This window comes from Vibrio sp. Vb0304, assembly GCF_033338995.1.
Lineage (GTDB): Bacteria > Pseudomonadota > Gammaproteobacteria > Enterobacterales > Vibrionaceae > Vibrio > Vibrio alginolyticus.
The window spans coordinates 42,006-63,489 of sequence record NZ_JAWOTT010000011.1; the positions used below are offsets into that span (position 1 = coordinate 42,006).

The following is a 21,484-nucleotide window of genomic DNA, read 5'->3' on the forward strand; positions in this document are numbered from 1 at the left end:
TCTCAAACAGCGGGGATGCCTAGTTCTAATGATGATTTTGTAATCAATATCAACCTAGGCTGATTTGAACAATAGAGTGAAAGTCAGCCCATTTTGTTCATTCTTATGCACGGTAATTTGTCCGTTCATATCACGCATATTGTTGGCCGTAATCGCTAAACCCAGCCCCAATCCTTCACCAATTTTCTTTGAGGTTTGGAAGGGCTCGAACATCGACTCAAGCATCTCATCCGACACGCCGCAGCCATTATCACTGACGATCAGTTCGACCTGATTGCCGGTTGGGTTGACGATCAAGCTGAGCTGCGGGTGGGTGGTACGGTTCATTGCGTCTAGCGCATTCGAGACAAGATTACCGAGCACCTGAAGCAGTCGTTGTTCTTCACCCATGATGTTAGGTAAGTCATGAGGAACTCGAACACGTACATCCACCTTGTCTAATTGGGTTTGATAAACGCGTAGGGTTTCTTCGAGTGCGGAGGTAAGAGAAATTGCTTGTAGGCTTTCTGGTTTGTTGTAGGCGAACGTCTTTAGCTGACTGGTCATGCTTGCCATACGATCAATCAGCTTTTGCACCAAAACATTGTTGGCTTTCATCATCTCGGCTTCGCCGCGTTCCGCCAGCAGTTCGTTCGTGGTGAGCAGGGTACGCAAGCCTGTCAGTGGCTGATTGAGCTCATGAGTAATAGCGCTCGACATGCGCCCCAAGGCTGCCATTTTGCTCGATTCAATTAACTGGCTTTGCGCTTCTTTTAGCGCTTGAGTTCGCTCTTCAACCCGTTGTGCCAGTTCTTGGTTGACCTGTTGCAGTGACTGTTCGGCTTTTTTCCGCTTGCTGATGTCGATGATCGTTGCAAGGAAATACTGCTCGCCATGCCAAGGGAAACTGGTTAGCGAGAACAGGACAGGGAAGACGCTTCCATCGCTGCGTCTGGCAATGGTTTCGACCGTGCTGATCTCTGCGAGCTCTTTATGCTTAGGCAAGTCCTTGAGCAACTTAAGTGTGGTGGAATTGGGGTTGCCTGCGTCGAATAATTCCCAAGCAAAAGCGTGTCGATTGACGCTCTCTGGTAAACAGAACAAACGCTTCGCCATTGGGTTGAGATCGAACAGTTGTCCTTGTTCATCAATCAATAGTAAACCAACGTGGGTCTTATTGATCATCTGTTTCAAGCGGCGTTGGGACTCTTCCAACAGGGCTTGAATTCGTTGTTGATTGATGTGCTTTTGTCGACGTTGTAGACCAATGATGACGAGTAATACAACCAACAAGAGCAGCGCCGCTACGCTCCAACCAATCACGTTGATGGTTTGTTGAATCGGCTTAGAAGGGGTGAGGTAGCTGACGTACCAATTCAAATCATCCAATTTAACGGTGTGCGCAAAATAGCGTTGCTGATTGAGCGTCCACACACTGATATTGGTGTTGTCGTATAAGCGCTGCGTTTCTAACTGAACGGTGTTGCTCGGTTCGTTAAACCAGTCAGCGTTATAGAGCGAGCTGCTCGATAGGAAAAAGCGTTGCTGGCGATTTTGCAACGTAATGATGTCTTGGCTAGTAATAGTCTGTTCGGTCAATAAGCTGAGGTTGATTTGCACCACCACAATGCCTGCTATATCCAGACCGTCGTAGATAGGGGCTGCAAGATAATACAACGGACTCGAACCTTTGGTTTTGTTCACCAAGGAAACACCGCCGCCTTGATTGTGAATTTGTTCCACAATGGCTTTTCGGTCAGATAGGCTAAAGCGCTCTTCGATTAAACTCGAGACCAATACTTCGCCAGAGTTAGACAGGATTAGCCAACCTTCCGTATTGGCGGCTTTATCTAGCTGAGTCAGTTGGGTTTGCAATGGCTCGTAATAAGTCCGGTTTCCTTTTACAAACGCGATGGTTTCCGGATTATTGGTGACAAGGTAAGGCAAGTGATAGAAGCGTTTGAGTGCACGGCGAACTTCACCGATATAGTCGAGCAGTTTTTGTTGAGCTTCGGTTTGAGTTTGTACACTCAACCACTGACGAGCCACCTCTCTGCTGGCGCTATAGCAAGATAGCATCAGCACTGCTGCAATTACGACCACAAGCCACGTTTTGCCATTCCTTTTGCGCTGCATACTGACTCCGTTCAGCTAGTGCGTTCTCACCGAGAGTCATTAAAGAGTGCGCCTAACTGGTTGGATGTTAAAGACTTGTAAGCAAGAAGTGAGATCTAGCTCCTTTTCTCCTCAGTGGTTTTTGCTACCGTTAATAAAGATCGATTTCTTTCCTACCCCATAAAGCAGGCAGTAACTCATGGCTTTTGACGACATCCCTAAAATTGCACTTATCGAAGACGATGACATTGTTCGTCAGGCTACCAGTCAGTGGCTGCAACTGGCAGGGTTTGACGTGACCGCATTCAGTTTAGGCGAAGAGGGCAAAGCGGCCATTCTTAGCCAAGAATTTGATGCGATTGTCAGTGATGTTCGCCTGCCAGACACCGATGGTTTGTCGATACTAGAAAGCCTGATTGCCAATCACATTCCAACGCCAGTTATCTTGATCACCGGACATGGTGACGTTGATATGGCGGTAGGCGCATTACAAAACGGTGCGTTCGATTTTATCGAGAAACCTTTCCAACCGGAGCGCTTATCTCAACGTGTGACCGAAGCGGTTGAGAGTTATCGCGCACAAACGTCTACTCAAGATCGTCAAGAGTACCTTTCTAGCGTTAGCGGCTTAGAAGAAGTGTTGATTGGGCGAAGCCGAGTTATGCAACAGCTTAGAGAACAAGTAGCCAAGTTAGCACGCATTGATACCAACGTGATCATTTACGGTGAGACAGGTTGTGGTAAAGAGCTGGTAGCGACCAGTTTGCACAATGAAAGCCAACGTAGAACCCATCATTTTGTGCCAATTAACTGTGGTGCTATTCCTGAGAACTTGTTTGAAAGTGAGCTGTTTGGGCATGAAGCAGGGGCATTTACTGGAGCGGGTAAAAAGCGCATTGGTAAATTGGAATACGCGGATAAAGGCACCTTATTCTTTGATGAAATCGAGAGTATGCCGCTGTCGATGCAGGTGAAAGTGTTGCGTTCATTACAGGAACATACGGTAGAGCGCGTTGGGGGTAACCAACAGATCTCGGTTGATTTAAGAGTGATCGCCGCCGCGAAAGAAGATCTCAATGATCATGACGAGTTTCGTCAGGATTTGTACTATCGTCTTAATGTGGCGCAGATCTATTTGCCACCGCTACGTGAGCGAGAAGAAGATGCGTTGATCTTGTTCGAACACTTTGCTCTGAAAAGTAATCCTGAGAGTCGTCCGCTGAGTGAAGCCGATAGAAAGGCCGTTCTTGCTTACTCTTGGCCCGGTAACGTACGTGAGCTTAGGAATGTAGCGATGCGTTTTGCATTGGATGAAACCGTCTCCGTGATGGAAATTCTCTCCAGTCGACCATCCTCAACAACCGAAGAGACGCATGCAGGCGTGCCGTTGGCGATTCAGCTACATAACTTTGAACGTAAGGTGCTACATGATTCTTTAGTTAGGCATCATGGACGCATCAATGAGGTGATGCAGGAGTTGGATTTACCACGTCGAACCCTTAACCAAAAGATGCAGAAGTTTGGTTTGAATCGCTCCGACTATACTTAGTGCGATTTCTAGCTAATTCGAAATTACTGGCATAACAAACACGTTATGCGCTTTTGGCTGGAGCTGGGACAAACTTATAATTTAGGTCTTTCCCTTCTCCAAACAAGGTAACGAGGTTCCTTCCAGTATGTTTAGAGCTATATAGCGCTTCGTCTGCTTCAGCAAGCGCCTCTTGAAGTGATTGCCCCTCAGATAACTGACTGATACCAAAGCTCATGGTCACTTCAGTTTTAAATGATTGCAAAGCGGTTTCAGTTTCGACCGCAAGGCGAATTTGCTCTGCGACAATTTTGGCTTGTTGTGCTTTTTCGAGCAAAACAATCATGAACTCGTCACCACCAAATCGCACAATGCAGGCTGACTCAGGAAGATGCTTTTTAAAAATAGTGGAGATCGTTGCCATGACGGAGTCGCCAACCGTGTGACCATAGTGATCATTAATCGCTTTGAACTTGTCGACATCAGTCATAATAATGCTGATTGCTTGGCTTTTTTTATGTGCTTTACTAACCAAGTTTGGAACGATTTCTTCCATGGCTCGACGATTATATAGCCCTGTGAGTGCATCTAAATGAGAGAGATCATTTATGGATTGCACCAAGCGTCCGTTAATTAACCACAGCATACTAAAGCTCAAAGCAACGATCAGGCAGATGCTAAATAAGAAAGTCAGCTGATGGATAAGGCCTGCGACCATAAAACTTGGTAACTCACCTGAAAAAGTACTCCAAAGCGCCCTAAATCCCATAAAAAAACTAAATCCAAAGAAAGAGTAAGCCATTGCTTTAACAGGGAGCTTTAAGTCCTTTTGGGTACCTTTAAGCATGGCGACACCACTAAAGAAGGTGACGATACAAATATACATGCTCAGATAAATAATGCGGCTTTTGATAGAAGGGTCATGGAAGGTGAAATAGTAAAATGAACCACTGAAAACAGGTGTTAACAAGGTAAGACAGTGAGCCAATTTTAAAGGATATTGACGAAAAATGCTTACGCTATATAGCGTAAGCAAGAAGCCGACTAATATGAGAGTGTTGGCTATGACGATGGTCAGCCAGTCTGGCGCAGAGCCTCTAAAGCCAAGTAAAAAAGGGCCTAAACCAATAAACAGTAGTGATATCGAGAAGGTTTTTAAGCCTTTGACTCTACCCTGAGTGTATTGATAACAAAGCAGACTAATAGAGTAAATGCAAGAGAACAGAATAACGATAAAGTTCAGTGTTCTGATGTCTAGATACTGATTATCCATAGGCGACCCATATCAATCTTTCATTCAGGCAACTCCTTTGCCTGATATCAATAAGCGAGCTACATAGTAACGCACTTATTGAGCGATGTCTTATGTTAAACGGCTATTCATTCACCAGCTCGAATTGTTCGGTTTGGTTGGTTTTCGTCGTAAACAGCAGACCAACAATCATCATAAATACGCTAGGCACAATCCAGCTAGCAAAGTCATTGTACAGAGGCATGTAATTACCCATCCACTCATCAGTGGAACTTGGCATGTAACCTAGGATGTGCAGCGCATCAACACAACCAAACGTTAGAGCAGTGAATGCGGTTGCTACCACCATGATTTGCGACATCTTGTTGCGCACTGGTGCCATGATCATCAACGCAATCGCGACTGGGTGAAGCGCCACAACCGCTGGCAATGTGATAGCCAATAGTTGCTCTAGACCTACGTTGGCGATCAAACCAGCCAATACCATGGTCGTGATAACGCAGCCTTTGTAGTTCACTTTGCTGAAAGTGTTGTCGTAGAACTCACTGCCTGCGGTGGTTACGCCGATAGCAGTAGTCAAACACGCCAATACCATCACGGCACCTAGTAGTAGTGAACCAAACGCGCCGAAGTGGCTGAAGGTGAATGCCGTTAAAATGTCGCCACCATTGCTGAACTCAGAACCCAAGTATGAGCTTGTCGAGCCAATGTAAGCCAATGAGATGTAAACAAACGCCATGGCAACCGCGTACATCAAAGCTGCGATTAGCGTGTATTTTGCGGTGGCTTTCGGGCAATCCACACCCATGCTGCGAATCGCGCGGAAGATAATCCAACCAAAACCGATAGAACCTAATGCATCCATGGTCATGTAACCTTGGGTTAAGCCTTCAGCAAATGCGCCAGATACGTATGGTCCCGTTGCGGCAGTTAGCTCACCTGCAGGAGAAACCAAAGCCGTCACAGACATGATGATCAAGATTGCCATCAAGGCAGGCGTTAAGATCTTGCCTAGGTTGTCGACCAACTTACCCGGATATAGAGCAAATAGAATGGTGATAGCACAGAAGGCAATAGTGAAAGGCACCAAAGCGGCATCACCAAACATTGGCGCAAAGCTGAATTGATAAGCGACGGTAATCGCACGTGGGATTACGAACGCAGGGCCAATCACAATAAATACCATCACCCAAAAACTTGTCGCCAAAGGTTTAGGCAGGGCAGCGGTTAATTTGTCTGAACCGTTTACGATAGCCACCATCACCAGTGCCATCGCAGGCAGACCAACACCCGTTAAGAGGAAGCCAGACATCCCGCTCAGAAAGTTTTCACCTGCTTGGTAACCCAAAAATGGAGGGAAGATCAGGTTACCTGCGCCTAAGTACATGGCGAAAGTCATGAAGCCCAAAGCGGCGATATTGCGTGCGCTTAACATTGTTATTCCTCTTATGTTTCGCTTGGAAGAAACTGAAAGGAATGGGAGGAGTATGTGGTGTTCCCGTCAGCTTCTTCTCAAGCTGACAGAAAGTTTAGATATAGCCTGTCAGCTCTGAATCAGTTTCAGAGAGAGCAGGAGGATCGCAGCAGCAACGCCAGATGGGCGTTTTAAAGCGAATTGTAATTGCGCAGTTGCTGACATGGGTGATCCTTAATGACGAAAAAATACCAAGGAATACGTTTGCCTTGGTGTGTTGTTACCCTAACGAACATAGGGCTGTTGGCACAACCCCGAAGTAGAAAATAAGTTGATACGGTCAATGTTTGTTTCTGAACTGGTGGATCGAACTGCTTTTTAAATTCAAAATTAGAATAAATGACTTTTCATTTCTGTAACATGGCTTGTTTTGCTGTATTTTTGTGCTATTTGTAGTCGTTTAGGCTATAAACCTCCGCTGATAAAGTGAGCAGTTTAGAATGATGCGCTTTTTCTTCTTATTGTTAAGACGTTCATTAGTTGCAGTTCAATCCAAAATTGCATCGGCAAAATATTGCTTATCAGCGAATCGTGCGTTTATTTTGTCTTGATCACATTTTATTAACCTTTTGCGATCTAGGCGTGCAACCTTCTTCTCTTTAATAAGCAAGATCTTGCTCATTACTTTGCTATCAAATCAGCATGATTTTGCTCATTTTTGATGTCTTTCAGCACTTAGCTCAATAAATACAAAGGGTTAAAAGTTGGCATTTCAATTGCTCTAGGGAATGTGTTGTTAATAAAGATTTAACATGATGTAAATCCCCAATCGTGAAACGACTACACGGAGAGTAATAATGAAAATGAATAAGCTGGTAAAAGCTTTGGCTGTCGCTGTGACTTCTTTTGGTATTGCTGCTAACGCTGCGGCAGAAGATCGTAGCTACATTCTTGCAACGGCATCGACAGGTGGTACTTACTATCCTGTGGGCGTAGCGCTGGCGACGTTAAGCAAAGTGAAATTGGCACCAAAGCACCACTTCTCCCTTTCTGCAATCAGCTCTGCGGGCTCTGGTGAAAACGTCAAACTGCTGAACGAAAACGAAGCACAGTTCGCGATTCTACAAGGTCTTTACGGTGCATGGGCTTGGTCTGGAGAAGGTCCTTATGAGAAGAGCGGTCGTCAAGAACAGCTGCGTTCGGTCTCTATGCTGTGGCAAAACGTTGAGCACTTTATTGTTCGCTCTGACTTAGCAAAAACGGGCACAGTGACAGACCTGAACAACCTAGATGGCAAGAAGTTCTCTATCGGTAAGAAGAACTCAGGTACTGAAAACTCTGGTCGCCAAATCATGAAAGGTCTGAAGGTAGACCCTGATAAATTCAATCTTGCTTACATGGGCTACGGCGGTAGTGCGAGTGCACTTCAAAACGGCACCATTGACGGTATGAACACGCCTGCAGGAGTACCTGTTGGTGCGGTTACTCAAGCTTTTGCTGCGCTGGGTAAAGACATTTCGATTCTTTCGTTTACTGACGAACAAATCAAAGAGGCGAACGGCAACTACAACCTCTGGACGAAGTACGAGATCCCAGCGAACACGTACCCGGGTCTAGATAAGCCGATCACCACCATTGCACAGCCAAACTTCTTGGCTGTTCGTGAAGATATCTCGGAAGAAGACGTTTACCAACTAACGAAAGCGATCTACGAGAACCTACCTTTCCTACAAGGTATCCACAAAGCAACAAAAGCAATGGCGATTGAGAAAGCGATTGCTGGCTTGCCAGTGCCCCTTCACCCAGGTGCGGCGCGTTACTACAAAGAAATGGGCATCGAAATCCCATCAGACCTAATGGCGAAATAACGCTAACTTGGCCCCGAGTTTTGGCTCGGGGCATTTTATCCCTACCGATTTCTAAGATGGAAAAAGCCGCCAGAGCTTGGAGTATGAGATGAGCGACTCAATAGAAAAGGAATTGCAGAAATTTGAGCTGCCCACGCGCACTGATTTTCCGTGGGTAACCACCACAATCACAGTGTTTGGCGTGGTGTTGTCTGCTTTGCACATTTGGTTTAATACCTTATCGACGTTACCAGAGTTATGGATTTCCGCGACCCACTTTGCTGGCTTTGCGGTGATTTGTGCGCTTTGGTATCCGGCTCATATCTCTCTCAAGCAGAGTAAGATTGCACTCGGCATCGATGTGTTGATTGCCATGGGCGCGGTCGCGTGTTTGCTCTACATTCCCTATGCCGAAGATGCGCTGTATGAACGTGGTGTGAAGTTTGTGACCAGCGATTGGGTCTTCGCCATCATGGCAATTGTGATTGTTATTGAGCTGATTCGACGCACCATGGGCTGGTTTATTCCAGTGCTGATTGTGGTGTGTCTCAGTTACGTTGTGCTTTGGGGTAAGTGGGCGACAGGTATTTTCCACTTCCCGGGTTTGAGCATGGAAACCTTGCTCTACCGTAGCTTCTATTCTTCCGAGGGCATGTTTGGCTCTATCTCGCGCATCAGCTGGACTTTCGTATTCATGTTCATTCTGTTTGGTGCGTTTCTTGTGCGCTCTGGTGTCGGTGATTACATCATCAATGTGGCACGTGCTGCGGCTGGCAAAATCATTGGTGGTCCCGGTTTTATTGCGGTGATTGGCTCCGGTTTGATGGGCTCAGTATCGGGCTCTAGTGTGGCAAATACGGTTTCAACCGGTGTTATCAGTATTCCTTTAATGCAAAAAGCGGGTTTCCCTTCGCGCTTTGCGGCGGGTGTTGAAGCTGCAGCGTCAACAGGTGGTCAGTTGATGCCACCAGTGATGGGGGCGGGTGCTTTCATCATGGCGTCTTACACGCAAATTCCGTATGTCGATATCATCGCGGTTTCTTTCATTCCTGCTCTTATCTATTTCTTGTCTGTTGCGTTCTTTGTGCGTATCGAAGCCAAACGCAGCGGCGTTCAAAAAATCACGACCAGCGATGAATCTCTATTAAAAGTGTTGATCAGCGGTTGGCACAACCTTATCCCGCTGGCGGTATTGGTCACTTTGTTGGTTCAAGGTTTTACGCCAACTTACGCTGCGGGCTTGTCGATCATTTCAGTGGTGGTGGCGTCTTGGTTTTCGAAAGATCATAAGATGGGACCAAAAGCGATCATCGAAGCACTTTCGCAAGGCGCGAAAAACATGGCGACAACCGCTGTATTGCTGGTGGGTATTGGTTTGGTGATCAACGTGATCAGTACAACGGGTATCGGCAACACGTTCTCATTGATGATCGATGGTTGGGCGAATGGTGACTTGTTCATCATGATCGTTCTGATTGCACTCGCTTCTCTTGTTTTGGGTATGGGTTTACCTGTGACAGCGGCGTATATTGTATTGGGTACACTGTCTGCCCCTGCGCTTTACAAGTTGATTGCAGAGAACCAATTGCTTGAATTGATGGTGTCGGGTCAATTGCCTGAACAAGCAAAAGCCATCTTTATGTTGGCGGCGCCAGAAAAGCTGGAACTTCTTAATGCACCAATGGCGTTGGAAACCGCGAAAGAAATGGTGGCGTTAGTACCTGCGGACTTTATGGAAACCCTACTAGAGCAAAGTTTGGGTATGGAAGCGGTAGGCTTGGCATTGCTGGCTGCTCACCTCATCATCTTTTGGTTATCGCAAGACAGTAACGTTACACCACCAGTGTGTTTGACCGCTTTTGCAGCAGCAACCATCGCCAAAACACCACCGATGCGCACTGGTTTGATGGCGTGGAAAATCGCTAAGGGTTTGTATCTTGTACCATTACTTATTGCCTACACAGGCTTAGTCAGTTGGGATGTGACGTCAGTGATTACCGTGGGCTTCTTTGCCATCATCGGTACCTATGCATTGATTGGTGCGATTGAAGGTTATTTGGAAGGTCCTCTAAACATTCTGACACGCCTCTTGTTGGTAGTGGTGGGTACATTGCTGGTTTGGCACGACATCCCAATGTTGGTTCGTGTGGCAAGCTGCGCGGTATTTGTCGCGGTGTTCATTTACAGTGGTCGCAAGTTCAAATTGCAACAATCTCAACTATCGGTTTTATAAGAGGTCGTATGAAATCAGTCTATGACTACATCATTGTTGGTGGCGGTATCGTTGGTGTGTCGACAGCATGGCAACTGCAGCAACGCCACCCAGACAAGTCCATTTTATTGGTTGAGAAAGAGTCCGGTTTTGCGAAGCACCAAACCGGACACAATAGCGGCGTGATTCATGCTGGAGTGTACTACGCACCGGGCAGCCTAAAAGCCGATTTTTGTAAGCGTGGGGTAGAGCGAACCATTTCGTTCTGTGCTCAGCACGATATTCCGGTGGAGAACTGTGGCAAGTTACTGGTTGCGACCAATGAGCAAGAAGTCGAACGCATGAATGCCCTCTATGAGCGCTGCCATGTCAACGGCATCGACGTAAAGCTACTCGATGAAGTTCAACTTAAACTGGCTGAGCCAAACATCACGGGATTGGGCGCGATTTATGTCAAAACCACCAGTATTGTCGATTATCGTTTGGTCACTGAGCAGATGGCGGAAGAGTTCAAAAAGCTCGGCGGTCAAATCAGTTTGAGAACCAAAGTTGTGGCTGCCGAAGAGAAGGACGAAGAAGTCCAACTGACCTGCACTTCAGACGGTCAAACGATGCAGCTCAATGCCAAATTCTTGGTCACTTGCAGCGGCTTGATGGCGGATCGCATGACTAAGATGATGTCTATTCCGACCGATTTCCAAATCATTCCTTATCGTGGTGAATACTACCGCTTAGATAGCAAACACGACCAAGTGGTGAATCATCTCATTTATCCAATTCCAGACCCTGATTTGCCATTCTTGGGCGTCCACCTGACCCGCATGATTGATGGCAGTGTGACCGTAGGTCCAAATGCCGTGCAAGGCTGGAAGCGAGAAGGGTACGACAAGGTTAACTTCAGCTTGCAAGATACCATGCAAATGCTCAGTTTCTCCGGTTTCTGGAAGGTGACACATAAGCATCTAAAAACCGGACTGGATGAGTTTAAGAACTCGTGGTGGAAGCCGGGCTACCTCAAGTTGGTCAACAAATATTGCCCAAGCATCAAGGTAGACGATCTCAAACCATATCCTGCGGGTATTCGTGCGCAAGCGGTGTTATCCGACGGAACCTTGGTTCATGACTTCTTGTTTGCCGAAAGCGCAAGAAGCCTGCACGTTTGCAACGCACCCTCACCCGCAGCGACATCTGCGATGCCCATTGGGGAGTACATTTGCGATAAAGTGAATGAGAAGATAGAGGCGAAAACGGTATAAAACAAAGGCGACGTAACTGTCGCCTTTATTGTATTTGAATCTGGGAATTAGGAGTTGCCATCTTTAGGGCAGAGTTCGCCTTTCTTGGCGTGTCTCTCGATCATGTAATCGCCGCGAGCACTGTGCAATACAATTGCATTCCAGACTTGGCCATCTTGCAACTCGAACTCAAACGCATAATGGGTGCCGCCGACCATTTTGGTTCTCACCTCATGAATTGCTTTCAATTTATCATCGGCATTCATTTGATAAAGCACCATGTTGAGTGAGCGTCTGGCGTCAGGAGTTGCCTCAGCAAGTTGCCAATGACCCTGCTCGTTTGTTGCGGAGCAAATAGACCGCATTTTACTTTTCATGGCGGATGACATCTGCTTGTCTACGGCCAATACATTTGGTGAAAACAGTGGAACCGTCAAAGGAATCAAAGTTACCAGAAACCGCTTTAAGGTCATAAAAAACACTCCGTTGTTTTACTCTTGCTTGAGTATAGACCTCAATGGCTTCAGATGTGGTGCAGTCGACTCTGGGCCTACAATATCGCAGTTCGTATCAACGAACTGATGATAAACAAGGCGACCACGCTTGCCAGCCAAATGCCAATGAACCACAAAATGGGCTTTAGTTTCATCAGTGATATCCTTCTCCACGTTTCATCTTGCCGCGGAAAACCCAGTACGAATAAGCCGTGTAGGCTATGATCAGAGGAAGTAATACCACCGCACCGGCAAGTAAAAATGCCAAACTTTTGTCTGGCGCGGCGACGTCTTGATAAGTGAGTGCGAATGGGACCAAGTAAGGGAATGTACTGACACCGAAACCCATCGCGGACACAAGAAACAGGCCGATCGCAAGAACGTAGGCTCGGACGGCTTTGTGGTCGAGTAAGGCTTTGAATAGCTGCCAAATAAGTGCCGCTGTAATAATTGGTAAAATGAAAAACAGTAGCGAGTTTGGTAATGAGAACCAACGTTCAAATACGATATTTTGGCTCAATGGCAGCCACAAACTGGCGATGAATATACAGGCTACCATCGCTAGTCCCCATCGTCGCGCGACTACGTAATAGCGCCCCATCAGCTCTTCTGGAAGCTTGATTAATAACCAGCATGAACCGAGCAGAATATAAGCACAAACAAGCGCCAAGCCACAAAATACGCTAAATGGCGAAAGCCAATCAAACCATCCACCTGCGTATGCTCGTTCACTAACCTCTATACCTTGGAGCAGGGTTCCGAGCATAATGCCTTGCATCAATGCCGCGGTGAGTGAACCAATGAAAAAAGCGCTATCCCATAAAAACTTTCCGCGTTGTGTTCGGAAGCGATACTCAAAAGAAACCCCGCGCAGAATTAACCCGAGCAGCATTAAAATCAGGGGAGCATAGAGTGCTGGCATAATGACCGCGTAGGCGAGGGGGAACACGGCAAAAAGCCCACCACCGCCAAGAACTAGCCAAGTTTCATTCCCATCCCAAACAGGAGCGATGCTGTTCATCATCATGTCGCGCTCTTCATCGTCATTAGCGCTGAGGAATAGGATACCAATACCGAGATCAAAGCCATCTAACACGACATAAATCAGAACGGCGAGCCCAATCAAAGCGTACCAAATTAATGCGTAATCCATGAGTTAGCTCCTAGGTTAGATGGTTAGAATGTGTGATGGCATCAGTTTTCGTGCCATCAGGAAGTCGGCTATCTAGACCTTCTTCATATCGAGTTGGAGACTTGCGCATCAAACGTAGGAGATAGAAGAAGCCAGCTCCAAAAACCACAAAGTAAACCACGATGAACGCCGTCAGGGAGACGCTCACCGCGGCGGCATCAATAGGCGATGCCGAATTGGCTGTGGTTAAAAGACCGTATACGGTGTAAGGCTGTCGACCGACTTCGGTAGTTATCCAGCCTGCTAAAACTGCAATGAACCCCGCTGGGGCAAACAGCACACAAATACGTTGAAGTGCCCTCGAATCAAAAAGTTTGCGACGTTTTCTTAGCCAAAGGCTCCACAAACCAATAACAAGCATGCCAAAACCAAGCGCGACCATGACTCGGAAAGACCAGAAAACGATAGATACAGGAGGGTGTTCCTCCTCTGGAAAAGCATCTAATCCCTTCACTTCACCGTTGAGGTCATGAGTTAAAATCAAACTACCGAGTTTGGGGATTTCCAGTGCGTATTCCATACGTTTTTCTTCATCGTTAGGGATACCGAAGAGGATCAATGGCGCGCCTTGGTGAGACTCATAGTGCCCTTCCATCGCGGCGACTTTGGCGGGTTGATGTTTAAGGGTGTTTAATCCATGCATGTCTCCAGCAACGATTTGAATTGGTGTCACGATGGCAGCCATCCACATTGCCATCGAGAACATAATTCTGGCTAGAGGGTTATGGTTTGCTTTTAGCAAGTGATAAGCGGCAACGCCGGCTACAACAAAGGCAGTAGTAAGGTAAGCGGCGAGCAACATATGAACGAGCCGGTAAGGAAAAGAAGGGTTGAAGACAATCGCCCACCAGTCTTCTGGGATAAACTGTCCGGCTTCGTTGATACTATAGCCCGCTGGTGTTTGCATCCAACTATTAACCGAAAGTATCCAAAACGCAGACAAAAACGTCCCGAATGCAACAATACAAGTCGCGGCGAAGTGAAGCTTCTTACCCACCTTATCCATACCGAAAAGCATCACGCCTAAAAACCCAGCTTCGAGGAAAAACGCAGTAAAAACTTCATAACCCATTAGCGGGCCTAGGATTGGGCCTGTTTTGTCGGCAAACACGCTCCAGTTAGTACCGAATTGATAGCTCAACACGATGCCACTCACCACACCCATACCAAAACTGATGGCAAAGATTTTTAGCCAGTACTTATAGATTTGCATGTACTGTTTGTTGCCCGTTTTTAAGTACAAGCCCTCTAATACAGCGAGATAACTTGCCAAACCAATCGTAAAAGCTGGAAAAATAATGTGGAAAGAGACAGTAAAGGCAAATTGGAATCTAGCTAGGTCAATGGCGAGTGTGTCCATGAGCGGTCCCTTTTTCGTTGGATAAACTGTTCGCCGGATTTAAAGAGGAGACAGAAGAGTGGCGAACAAGGTGAAATACGAAGAAGGAAGACGAAGAGATTAAAAAACGATCGCTTTTTACACATGTGCGTACCATCTTTTAGATAAAGGAGGAGTGTTATGAGCCTTAAAGATTACTTTGAAAAAGCGACACCTAAGTTTGGTCCAGGTGGGAAGTATCACAAGTTCTACCCACTTTTCGAAGCTGTCGAAACCATTTTTTACACGCCTGGTAAGGTAAACCAGGGCATGACTCACGTTCGAGATAGCATCGATTTAAAACGTATTATGATCATGGTGTGGTTGGCGGTCTTCCCTGCCATGTTCTGGGGTATGTACAACATAGGCCAGCAAGCGAGTGATGCCTTGTTGTATGGAATGGATCAAGCCTCAGCTCAGCAAGCGCTTGTTTCTTCATGGCAACTGAGTTGGGTATGGGGCTCGTTAGATGCGGTTTCACAAGCGGGGTGGGGAAGTAAAATGTGGCTTGGTGCTACTTACTTTCTCCCGGTTTATGCGACGGTGTTTATCGTTGGTGGTTTCTGGGAAGTTCTGTTTGCTATTGTGCGAAAGCATGAGGTAAATGAAGGTTTTTTTGTCAGCTCTATACTCTTTGCGCTGATCCTTCCCCCGACAATTCCACTATGGCAAGCGGCTTTAGGTATCACTTTCGGTATTGTTGTGGCGAAGGAGATTTTCGGTGGTACTGGACGAAACTTCCTAAATCCAGCTTTAGCAGGGCGAGCGTTCTTATACTTTGCCTATCCTGCCAACATGTCCGGTGGTGCTGTGTGGGTCGCGGCTGATGGTTACTCTGGCGCTACTCCACTTAGTCAATGGTATGAAGGCGGGCAAAGTGCTTTGATAAATAATATGACAGGACAAACAATTTCATGGGGAGATGCTTTTGTTGGTAATTTACCAGGCTCGATGGGTGAAGTCTCCACGTTGTTGATCGCACTAACAGGCTTGGTTCTCATCTTTATGAAGATTGCATCGTGGAGAATTGTTGCGGGCGTGTTGGTCGGTTTAATCGGAGCTTCATTACTATTGAATGCGATCGGTTCAGACTCTAACCCCATGTTCTCCATGCCGTTCTACTGGCACTTCGTGATTGGTGGGGTTGCGTTTGGTACCTTCTTTATGGCGACAGACCCTGTCTCGGCAGCTTTTACCAATAACGGGAAATGGGCATACGGACTATTAATCGGTGTGATGACGATTTTTATCCGAGTGCTGAACCCGGCTTATCCAGAAGGCATCATGTTAGCGATTCTATTTGCTAACTTATTCGCGCCACTTTTCGATTACTTAGTCAAAGAAAGTAATATCAAACGCAGAATGAAAAGGGCGAGACCTTCTTAAAATGAGGGTGACCTCACTGAAAATTGATTGAAAACTACACTATATTGAAAAGGTCAGAGACATGGGGTTTCTGACTTTTTATTTTTATCAGGAGGACGAAGACGATGAGAATAAAGGATATTCTCGATAGCCGTTTGGTGCTGTCGTTCTGGTATAACCTAGACTACTGCTTGTCTCTTCTTAGTAAAATCTCTTCTCGTTGATTTCCTCAATGCAATCGCATTGAAAAGCATTCTATCTATTTGTTTTTTAGTCTTACGTGAAACTGCGTAGGGCAATGCGTATAAGGAAATTAACAATGAAACGTATTCCAGAACCTTTCCGTATCAAAATGGTTGAGCCAATCAAAATGACGACTTTGGCAGACCGTGAAGTCGCGTTAAAAGAAGCGGGCTATAATCCATTTCTTCTTCGTAGTGATGATGTTTATATCGATTTGCTGACTGACTCAGGCACTGGTGCCATGAGTGATAATCAGTGGGCTGGTATCATGATGGGGGATGAATCCTATGCGGGGAGTCGAAATTACTACAACCTGTGTGATGCAGTGGAGCACTTCTTCGGTTATAAGCTCACCGTGCCTGCACACCAAGGGCGTGGTGCCGAGCAAATTTTGTTCCCAGCTTTGATTGAGCGTATGCGTCAGGTGCGTGGTGGCGAAACGCCAGTATTTATCTCGAACTACCATTTTGATACCACAGCGGGTCACATTGAACTCAATGGCGGTAAAGCGATTAACGTGGTAACGGAAGAAGCATTCGACACCACTACGCCTTATGATTGGAAGGGCAATTTTGATATCGATAAGCTGGTGGCAACAATTGAAGCGCACGGCTCGCATAACATTTGTGCAATTATCACCACGATTACTTGTAATAGCTCCGGTGGTCAGCCTGTGTCGATGGAAAACATGCGCAGTGTGTACGAGATTGCAACCAAGTACGATATTCCAGTGGTGATTGACTCGGCTCGTTACTGTGAGAACGCCTACTTTATCAAGCAGCGTGAAGCGGGTTACGAGAATAAATCGATTCTGGAAATCATCCGTGAGATGTACCAGTACGGTGATATGCTCACCATGTCAGCTAAGAAAGACCCGATGGTAAACATTGGTGGCATGTGTTGTATTCGTGATCATAAGGAGTTGTTCCAGGCGGTGCAGACGCGCTGCGTACCCATGGAAGGATTTGTAACATACGGCGGCATGGCTGGGCGTGATATGGAAGCGCTCGCTCGCGGTTTGTATGAAGCCGCGGATGAGGATTTTCTTCACTATAGAATTAGCCAAGTTCAATACTTAGGTGAGCGCTTACGTGAAGGCGGTATTCCGATTCAATACCCAACGGGTGGTCATGCTGTGTTTGTGGATGCCGCTAAGATTTTGCCACATATTCCAGAGGATCAGTTTCCTGCGCAGGTATTGTGTAATGCTTTGTACTTGGAAGCGGGTATTCGAGCAGTAGAGATAGGATCGTTGCTGCTTGGTCGAGATCCGGAAACGGGTAAACAAAAAGTGTCAGAGCTTGAGTTGATGCGTTTGACCATTCCACGTCGTGTCTACACAAACGATCATATGGATTACATTGCGGATGCGATTATCGAACTGAAAAATCGTGCACATGAGTTAAAAGGGCTCACTTTCGAGTACGAGCCACCAGTGCTGCGCCACTTTACTGCTCGATTTAAAGAGATCGATTAACTCAAGTTTAAATCTAGATAAGCAAAAGGCCGCGAGTTTCGCGGCCTTTTTCGATTCGTTTATTTCTTAGCGTTACACTTACGCCAACTCTAATGTGATGCGAACGAACTGGTCGTCTTGATACTGCACTTCATAATTGAAGGTACCACTGGCGTAAATGCTGCCAAGAAAAAGTGAACGTTGACTCATTGGTCCGCGGAACAGCATCGAAATAGGAGCGATTAGGGCGTTATTATCATCGAAGTGCTGATTTAAGTTCTCAGAAAGCACACACAGCAAACAGCCGTGTTGGTCGTGAGATAAGTCGACGTCTTCCGGTCGAGATAATAACACGGTAGTCCCCAGTTTCTTCTCAATCTCGTTGATCAGCAGCAAGTAGCTATCTAGATCGGGTTGAGGGTTGCTGGGTTTGTCTGCACCGACGCAGCGCTCGAGTAATGCTTCCAGATTTCCGTTCTCACCTTTTGCCTGCTGAGTCAAAGATTTTAACGGCTTTTTAATCAGCTTATAGCGATTACTCTTCAGTTTTGGTTTCAGCCATTTCTGAAGTAAGTCATTACGTTCTTTAAGGGAGAGGCCATGCGAGGACGCGTGAATTTTAAAGTGCAGGTGTAATAAAGCGTGAACCGCAAGCTCACTCAGAAGTTGATTAGCATCTGTAGACTGTCTTGCCTGCTTAGAACTTTGCATTACACTCGAACAAAATTAGGGAAGAAGGATAATGGTGCCGAGAGAGGGACTCGAACCCTCACACCAAAGGCACTAGCACCTCATGCTAGCGTGTCTACCAATTTCACCATCTCGGCATCATGATGCTCTGAATACTCAGAGGCCTCGAAAGAAGCAACGCGAATTGTATAACCAAAATCCACCTGTTGGCGAGAGCAAAATGACGAATTTTGGCTCTTTCGAGTTTGATTGCATATTTATTGGTCACTTTTATGTTTTTTACCATCAACGCCTATCCTTATGCCCTTACTTTTATTAATAGTATGACGACAAAAGAGTACTTTTGCCTAAATTTTGAACGCTTGAACGTTTGCGTAAATAAATGTGATGAATATCTCTTTTTGTTGGCTATACTTGCGTCCCGTTTAAGCGGGAATTAGGGTTTAGTTGTTCAGGACCCTTACCCATACAAGCCGTCACATGGAGCAGGCCAAGCAACATGCTCGCCAGCAGTGAATGACCCCACGGACCGGACCAGCTACGTTCAATTGCTTGTATAAGGTAAAAATAAGATGTCGAACTATTCGTTCTGTCTACATTCTGGATCTAAAAGTGAGTTATCACTCGCTGCGTTGTCCCTTTCTTCTGCCAATTCCTTTGGCTCTTTTTTCTTTTTCAACGTTTAGTAGGTCCAGCTCATGAGTGTTCTATTTAGTCTATTTGGTATTGTTGCACTGCTAGGTTGTGCTTTCCTACTTTCTGAGGGTCGTTCTTCCATTAATTGGAAAACTGTATCTCGCGCCTTGATGCTACAAATGGGGTTTGCTGCTTTGGTGCTCTATTTCCCGTTGGGTCAAGCGGCGCTGGCGAGTTTAAGTAATGGTGTCGCGGGGCTACTCAGCTTTGCTGATGAAGGGATTAAATTCCTCTTTGGTGACCTCGCTTCTTCTGGCTTTATCTTCGCTATCCGTGTCCTTCCTATCATCATCTTCTTCAGTGCTCTTATCTCCGCCCTTTACTATTTGGGCATTATGCAAAAAGTGATTCAATTTATTGGCGGCGCTATCCAGAAGTTCTTGGGTACGAGTAAAGCAGAGTCTTTGGTTGCAACAGGGAACATTTTCTTATCTCAAGGCGAGTCACCACTTCTTATTCGTCCATTTCTTTCTAACATGACTCGCTCTGAACTGTTTGCCGTGATGGCTGGTGGTATGGCTTCAGTGGCGGGCAGTGTGCTTGGTGGTTATGCTGGTTTAGGGGTCGACCTCAAATACTTGATCGCGGCAAGCTTTATGGCAGCACCAGGTAGTTTGATGATGGCAAAAATCATCGTTCCTGAGCGTCAAACGCCAAGCGATTACAACAATATTGAGCTAGATAAATCAGAAGAAAGCAACGTAATTGATGCGCTAGCAAGCGGTGCCATGGGCGGTATGAAAGTTGCCGTTGCTGTTGGTACCATGCTTATCGCTTTCGTGAGTGTTATCGCGATGGTGAACACGGGGCTAGAAAACTTGGGTGAGATACTTGGTTTCTCTGGCGTAACGCTACAAGCGATTTTTGGTTATTTGTTTGCACCTCTAGCGTGGTTGATTGGTGTGCCAAGCCACGAAATTCTAGCTGCGGGTTCATACATTGGTCAGAAAGTGGTGATGAATGAGTTTGTTGCGTTTATCGATTTTGTGCAGCACAAAGCGACACTGTCTGAGCATACTCAAATTATTATCACTTTTGCGTTGTGTGGTTTTGCGAACATTGGCTCAATTGCGATTCAGTTGGGCTCTATCGGCGTGATGGCACCTGAGCGCCGCAAAGATGTTGCAAGTCTAGGCCTAAAAGCGGTTGCTGCTGGTACACTCGCTAACCTGATGAGTGCTTGCTTAGCGGGAATTTTTATCTCTCTCTAATTTAGATTGAAGATCCACACTCAAAACCCGCCTAAATGGCGGGTTTTGTTATTTCTAAGGCTTGGGCATTAAGCCGTAAGGTATCGATTTAAAAGCCTCTGGGTGCTCTTGATAAGTTGGCGCTTTATGTACCCCTTTCCAATCGAGCAGCATGATGGCTAGCACGTTACGGTGTTCGCCGTACTTGAGATCAAAGTTACCGTCGACCGACGGAATCATCCCTTTTTCTGCGTTGATTGCATGACGAATGGCTTGGCGGGTCTTCTTTACGACCGGATCATGGTCCAAGCCTGCTAACAAAAACGAAATGCCGACTTCCGCAATCACGTCTTCTTTGGCGCGCAGTAGGATAGTGTCGATGTTGTTGCGAAAGTAATCATAAATCCATTGGTGTTTCTTCTCGCTTACTCGCTCCTGATAATACTGTGAATCGGCAAAGATGATGTGCGTCATACCATAGAGTTTGTTCCAATACTGCTGAGCTGAAAGCATCTTATCTTTATCGTCGGGGTAGGTGTTCCGGAAGGTTTGAGTGAATTCCTCGACCACATCTTGCTCTCCTAGCTGACGAAGCCAGTAGACTTGGTTTGCAAGCTGAGCTGCCCATGCCTCTATCATCTCTTTGTCCGTAACGTAACGCGAGAAATCGTAGCGCCTAATAATTTTTCTCAGCGTTTTGTCTTGTTTATGTTGTAGGCCATATTCGTTTGCTCTTGCCATTGCGCCAAGCAAATCCACACCAAGATAAAGGTACTCAGGATGGTGTTTAGTCACGGTATAGCGTCGCTGCCCTCGTTCGGTTTCTTTCTCTTGATACGTGGTCAACCTTTGAGATGAATAGAGAATGATGTCTTCTGGTTCAACGACTTCATTAGCAAATAGGTTTAACCGGCTGGCTACTTGTGCCATGTCGGTCCAAATGGCAGCGTGATATTTCTCATCTAATGTTTGGCGGTACATGCGTAAGCCAAAATGGCCCTCTTTAAACGCCGGGAAAGTGAACAGTTCTTGTTCGTAGGTACTACGAATCAACTGCGCTGATTGAGTATTATCGAGAAGCGGTACGTCTTCCTGTGATGCCTGAGCAGCAAAGGTAAGTGAGTAAAAGAGTAAGACCGCTAAGCTAAGAGGTTTAATACGCATAAATCCATTCCCTATGAAGTCCTGAACCTAAACC

At 46.2% G+C, this 21,484-nt stretch carries 15 protein-coding genes and 1 tRNA gene; 7 read left to right on the plus strand and 9 right to left on the minus strand.

Annotated elements, in window-relative coordinates; translation table 11 throughout:
* Window positions 1-54 precede the first annotated feature (54 nt).
* On the minus strand, window positions 55-2,115 hold the full coding sequence (locus R7P35_RS14455; protein ID WP_213971484.1) for a sensor histidine kinase: 2,061 nt from the start codon (window positions 2,113-2,115) through the stop codon (window positions 55-57).
* 178 nt (window positions 2,116-2,293) lie between these two features.
* Between R7P35_RS14455 and R7P35_RS14460 the strand changes: the two genes are divergently transcribed.
* The gene (locus R7P35_RS14460; protein ID WP_025768056.1) at window positions 2,294-3,643 is read left to right on the plus strand and encodes a sigma-54-dependent transcriptional regulator; all 1,350 of its coding nucleotides are present in this window, start codon (window positions 2,294-2,296) and stop codon (window positions 3,641-3,643) included.
* A gap of 43 nt (window positions 3,644-3,686) precedes the next feature.
* On the opposite strand, the gene R7P35_RS14465 is transcribed toward R7P35_RS14460, so the two are convergent.
* Window positions 3,687-4,895, minus strand: a complete 1,209-nt coding sequence (locus R7P35_RS14465) for a GGDEF domain-containing protein (protein ID WP_005374203.1) — start codon at window positions 4,893-4,895, stop codon at window positions 3,687-3,689.
* A gap of 103 nt (window positions 4,896-4,998) precedes the next feature.
* Window positions 4,999-6,309, minus strand: a complete 1,311-nt coding sequence (gene brnQ / locus R7P35_RS14470; protein WP_025768055.1) for a branched-chain amino acid transport system II carrier protein — start codon at window positions 6,307-6,309, stop codon at window positions 4,999-5,001.
* Between the two features lie 836 nt (window positions 6,310-7,145).
* On the opposite strand from brnQ, the gene R7P35_RS14475 reads away from it, so the two are divergent.
* From R7P35_RS14475 to lhgO, 3 genes are all read left to right on the plus strand, one after another.
* Window positions 7,146-8,156 (plus strand): TAXI family TRAP transporter solute-binding subunit, encoded by a 1,011-nt coding sequence (locus tag R7P35_RS14475; RefSeq protein WP_005374185.1) that lies wholly within the window; start codon window positions 7,146-7,148, stop codon window positions 8,154-8,156.
* An 88-nt stretch (window positions 8,157-8,244) separates the two neighbouring features.
* Window positions 8,245-10,368: a TRAP transporter permease gene (locus tag R7P35_RS14480; protein WP_025768054.1), complete on the plus strand. Its 2,124-nt coding sequence runs from the start codon at window positions 8,245-8,247 to the stop codon at window positions 10,366-10,368.
* A gap of 8 nt (window positions 10,369-10,376) precedes the next feature.
* Window positions 10,377-11,603, plus strand: coding sequence for an L-2-hydroxyglutarate oxidase (lhgO, locus tag R7P35_RS14485; protein ID WP_025768053.1), 1,227 nt, complete (start codon window positions 10,377-10,379; stop codon window positions 11,601-11,603).
* Window positions 11,604-11,650: 47 nt separating this feature from the next.
* Here lhgO and R7P35_RS14490 read toward each other — a convergent pair whose 3' ends face one another.
* The 3 genes from R7P35_RS14490 to R7P35_RS14500 form a co-directional block, all read right to left on the minus strand.
* Window positions 11,651-12,055, minus strand: coding sequence for a hypothetical protein (locus R7P35_RS14490; protein ID WP_025768052.1), 405 nt, complete (start codon window positions 12,053-12,055; stop codon window positions 11,651-11,653).
* Window positions 12,056-12,230: 175 nt separating this feature from the next.
* Window positions 12,231-13,229 (minus strand): cytochrome d ubiquinol oxidase subunit II, encoded by a 999-nt coding sequence (gene cydB, locus R7P35_RS14495; protein WP_054574502.1) that lies wholly within the window; start codon window positions 13,227-13,229, stop codon window positions 12,231-12,233.
* A 10-nt stretch (window positions 13,230-13,239) separates the two neighbouring features.
* Window positions 13,240-14,628, minus strand: coding sequence for a cytochrome ubiquinol oxidase subunit I (locus tag R7P35_RS14500; RefSeq protein ID WP_213904384.1), 1,389 nt, complete (start codon window positions 14,626-14,628; stop codon window positions 13,240-13,242).
* Window positions 14,629-14,787: 159 nt separating this feature from the next.
* Here R7P35_RS14500 and R7P35_RS14505 point away from each other — a divergent pair, with 159 nt between their 5' ends.
* Complete coding sequence (locus tag R7P35_RS14505) at window positions 14,788-16,032, plus strand: NADH:ubiquinone reductase (Na(+)-transporting) subunit B (protein WP_205461109.1); 1,245 nt, start codon at window positions 14,788-14,790, stop codon at window positions 16,030-16,032.
* A gap of 298 nt (window positions 16,033-16,330) precedes the next feature.
* Window positions 16,331-17,731, plus strand: coding sequence for a tryptophanase (locus tag R7P35_RS14510; RefSeq protein WP_054728609.1), 1,401 nt, complete (start codon window positions 16,331-16,333; stop codon window positions 17,729-17,731).
* A 78-nt stretch (window positions 17,732-17,809) separates the two neighbouring features.
* Here R7P35_RS14510 and R7P35_RS14515 read toward each other — a convergent pair whose 3' ends face one another.
* Entirely contained in the window at window positions 17,810-18,421 is a 612-nt protein-coding gene (locus tag R7P35_RS14515; RefSeq protein ID WP_005374167.1) for a DUF2913 family protein, read from the minus strand.
* 32 nt (window positions 18,422-18,453) lie between these two features.
* Window positions 18,454-18,537: transfer RNA gene (locus R7P35_RS14520), tRNA-Leu, on the minus strand.
* Window positions 18,538-19,098: 561 nt separating this feature from the next.
* Here R7P35_RS14520 and R7P35_RS14525 point away from each other — a divergent pair.
* Window positions 19,099-20,307 carry a NupC/NupG family nucleoside CNT transporter gene (locus R7P35_RS14525; protein ID WP_017635515.1) on the plus strand — a complete coding sequence of 403 codons (1,209 nt, stop codon included), beginning with the start codon at window positions 19,099-19,101 and terminating at the stop codon, window positions 20,305-20,307.
* A 54-nt stretch (window positions 20,308-20,361) separates the two neighbouring features.
* On the opposite strand, the gene R7P35_RS14530 is transcribed toward R7P35_RS14525, so the two are convergent.
* Window positions 20,362-21,450, minus strand: a complete 1,089-nt coding sequence (locus R7P35_RS14530) for a DUF3541 domain-containing protein (RefSeq protein WP_005374164.1) — start codon at window positions 21,448-21,450, stop codon at window positions 20,362-20,364.
* Between the last annotated feature and the right edge of the window lie 34 nt (window positions 21,451-21,484).

What these genes read in the sequence shown, in the direction of transcription:
- R7P35_RS14455 (WP_213971484.1), bottom strand. Translation starts at nt 2,115, where the DNA reads ATGCAGCGCAAAAGGAATGGCAAAACGTGGCTTGTGGTCGTAATTGCA.
- R7P35_RS14460 (WP_025768056.1), top strand. Translation starts at nt 2,294, where the DNA reads ATGGCTTTTGACGACATCCCTAAAATTGCACTTATCGAAGACGATGAC.
- R7P35_RS14465 (WP_005374203.1), bottom strand. Translation starts at nt 4,895, where the DNA reads ATGGATAATCAGTATCTAGACATCAGAACACTGAACTTTATCGTTATT.
- brnQ (WP_025768055.1), bottom strand. Translation starts at nt 6,309, where the DNA reads ATGTTAAGCGCACGCAATATCGCCGCTTTGGGCTTCATGACTTTCGCC.
- R7P35_RS14475 (WP_005374185.1), top strand. Translation starts at nt 7,146, where the DNA reads ATGAAAATGAATAAGCTGGTAAAAGCTTTGGCTGTCGCTGTGACTTCT.
- R7P35_RS14480 (WP_025768054.1), top strand. Translation starts at nt 8,245, where the DNA reads ATGAGCGACTCAATAGAAAAGGAATTGCAGAAATTTGAGCTGCCCACG.
- lhgO (WP_025768053.1), top strand. Translation starts at nt 10,377, where the DNA reads ATGAAATCAGTCTATGACTACATCATTGTTGGTGGCGGTATCGTTGGT.
- R7P35_RS14490 (WP_025768052.1), bottom strand. Translation starts at nt 12,055, where the DNA reads ATGACCTTAAAGCGGTTTCTGGTAACTTTGATTCCTTTGACGGTTCCA.
- cydB (WP_054574502.1), bottom strand. Translation starts at nt 13,229, where the DNA reads ATGGATTACGCATTAATTTGGTACGCTTTGATTGGGCTCGCCGTTCTG.
- R7P35_RS14500 (WP_213904384.1), bottom strand. Translation starts at nt 14,628, where the DNA reads ATGGACACACTCGCCATTGACCTAGCTAGATTCCAATTTGCCTTTACT.
- R7P35_RS14505 (WP_205461109.1), top strand. Translation starts at nt 14,788, where the DNA reads ATGAGCCTTAAAGATTACTTTGAAAAAGCGACACCTAAGTTTGGTCCA.
- R7P35_RS14510 (WP_054728609.1), top strand. Translation starts at nt 16,331, where the DNA reads ATGAAACGTATTCCAGAACCTTTCCGTATCAAAATGGTTGAGCCAATC.
- R7P35_RS14515 (WP_005374167.1), bottom strand. Translation starts at nt 18,421, where the DNA reads ATGCAAAGTTCTAAGCAGGCAAGACAGTCTACAGATGCTAATCAACTT.
- R7P35_RS14525 (WP_017635515.1), top strand. Translation starts at nt 19,099, where the DNA reads ATGAGTGTTCTATTTAGTCTATTTGGTATTGTTGCACTGCTAGGTTGT.
- R7P35_RS14530 (WP_005374164.1), bottom strand. Translation starts at nt 21,450, where the DNA reads ATGCGTATTAAACCTCTTAGCTTAGCGGTCTTACTCTTTTACTCACTT.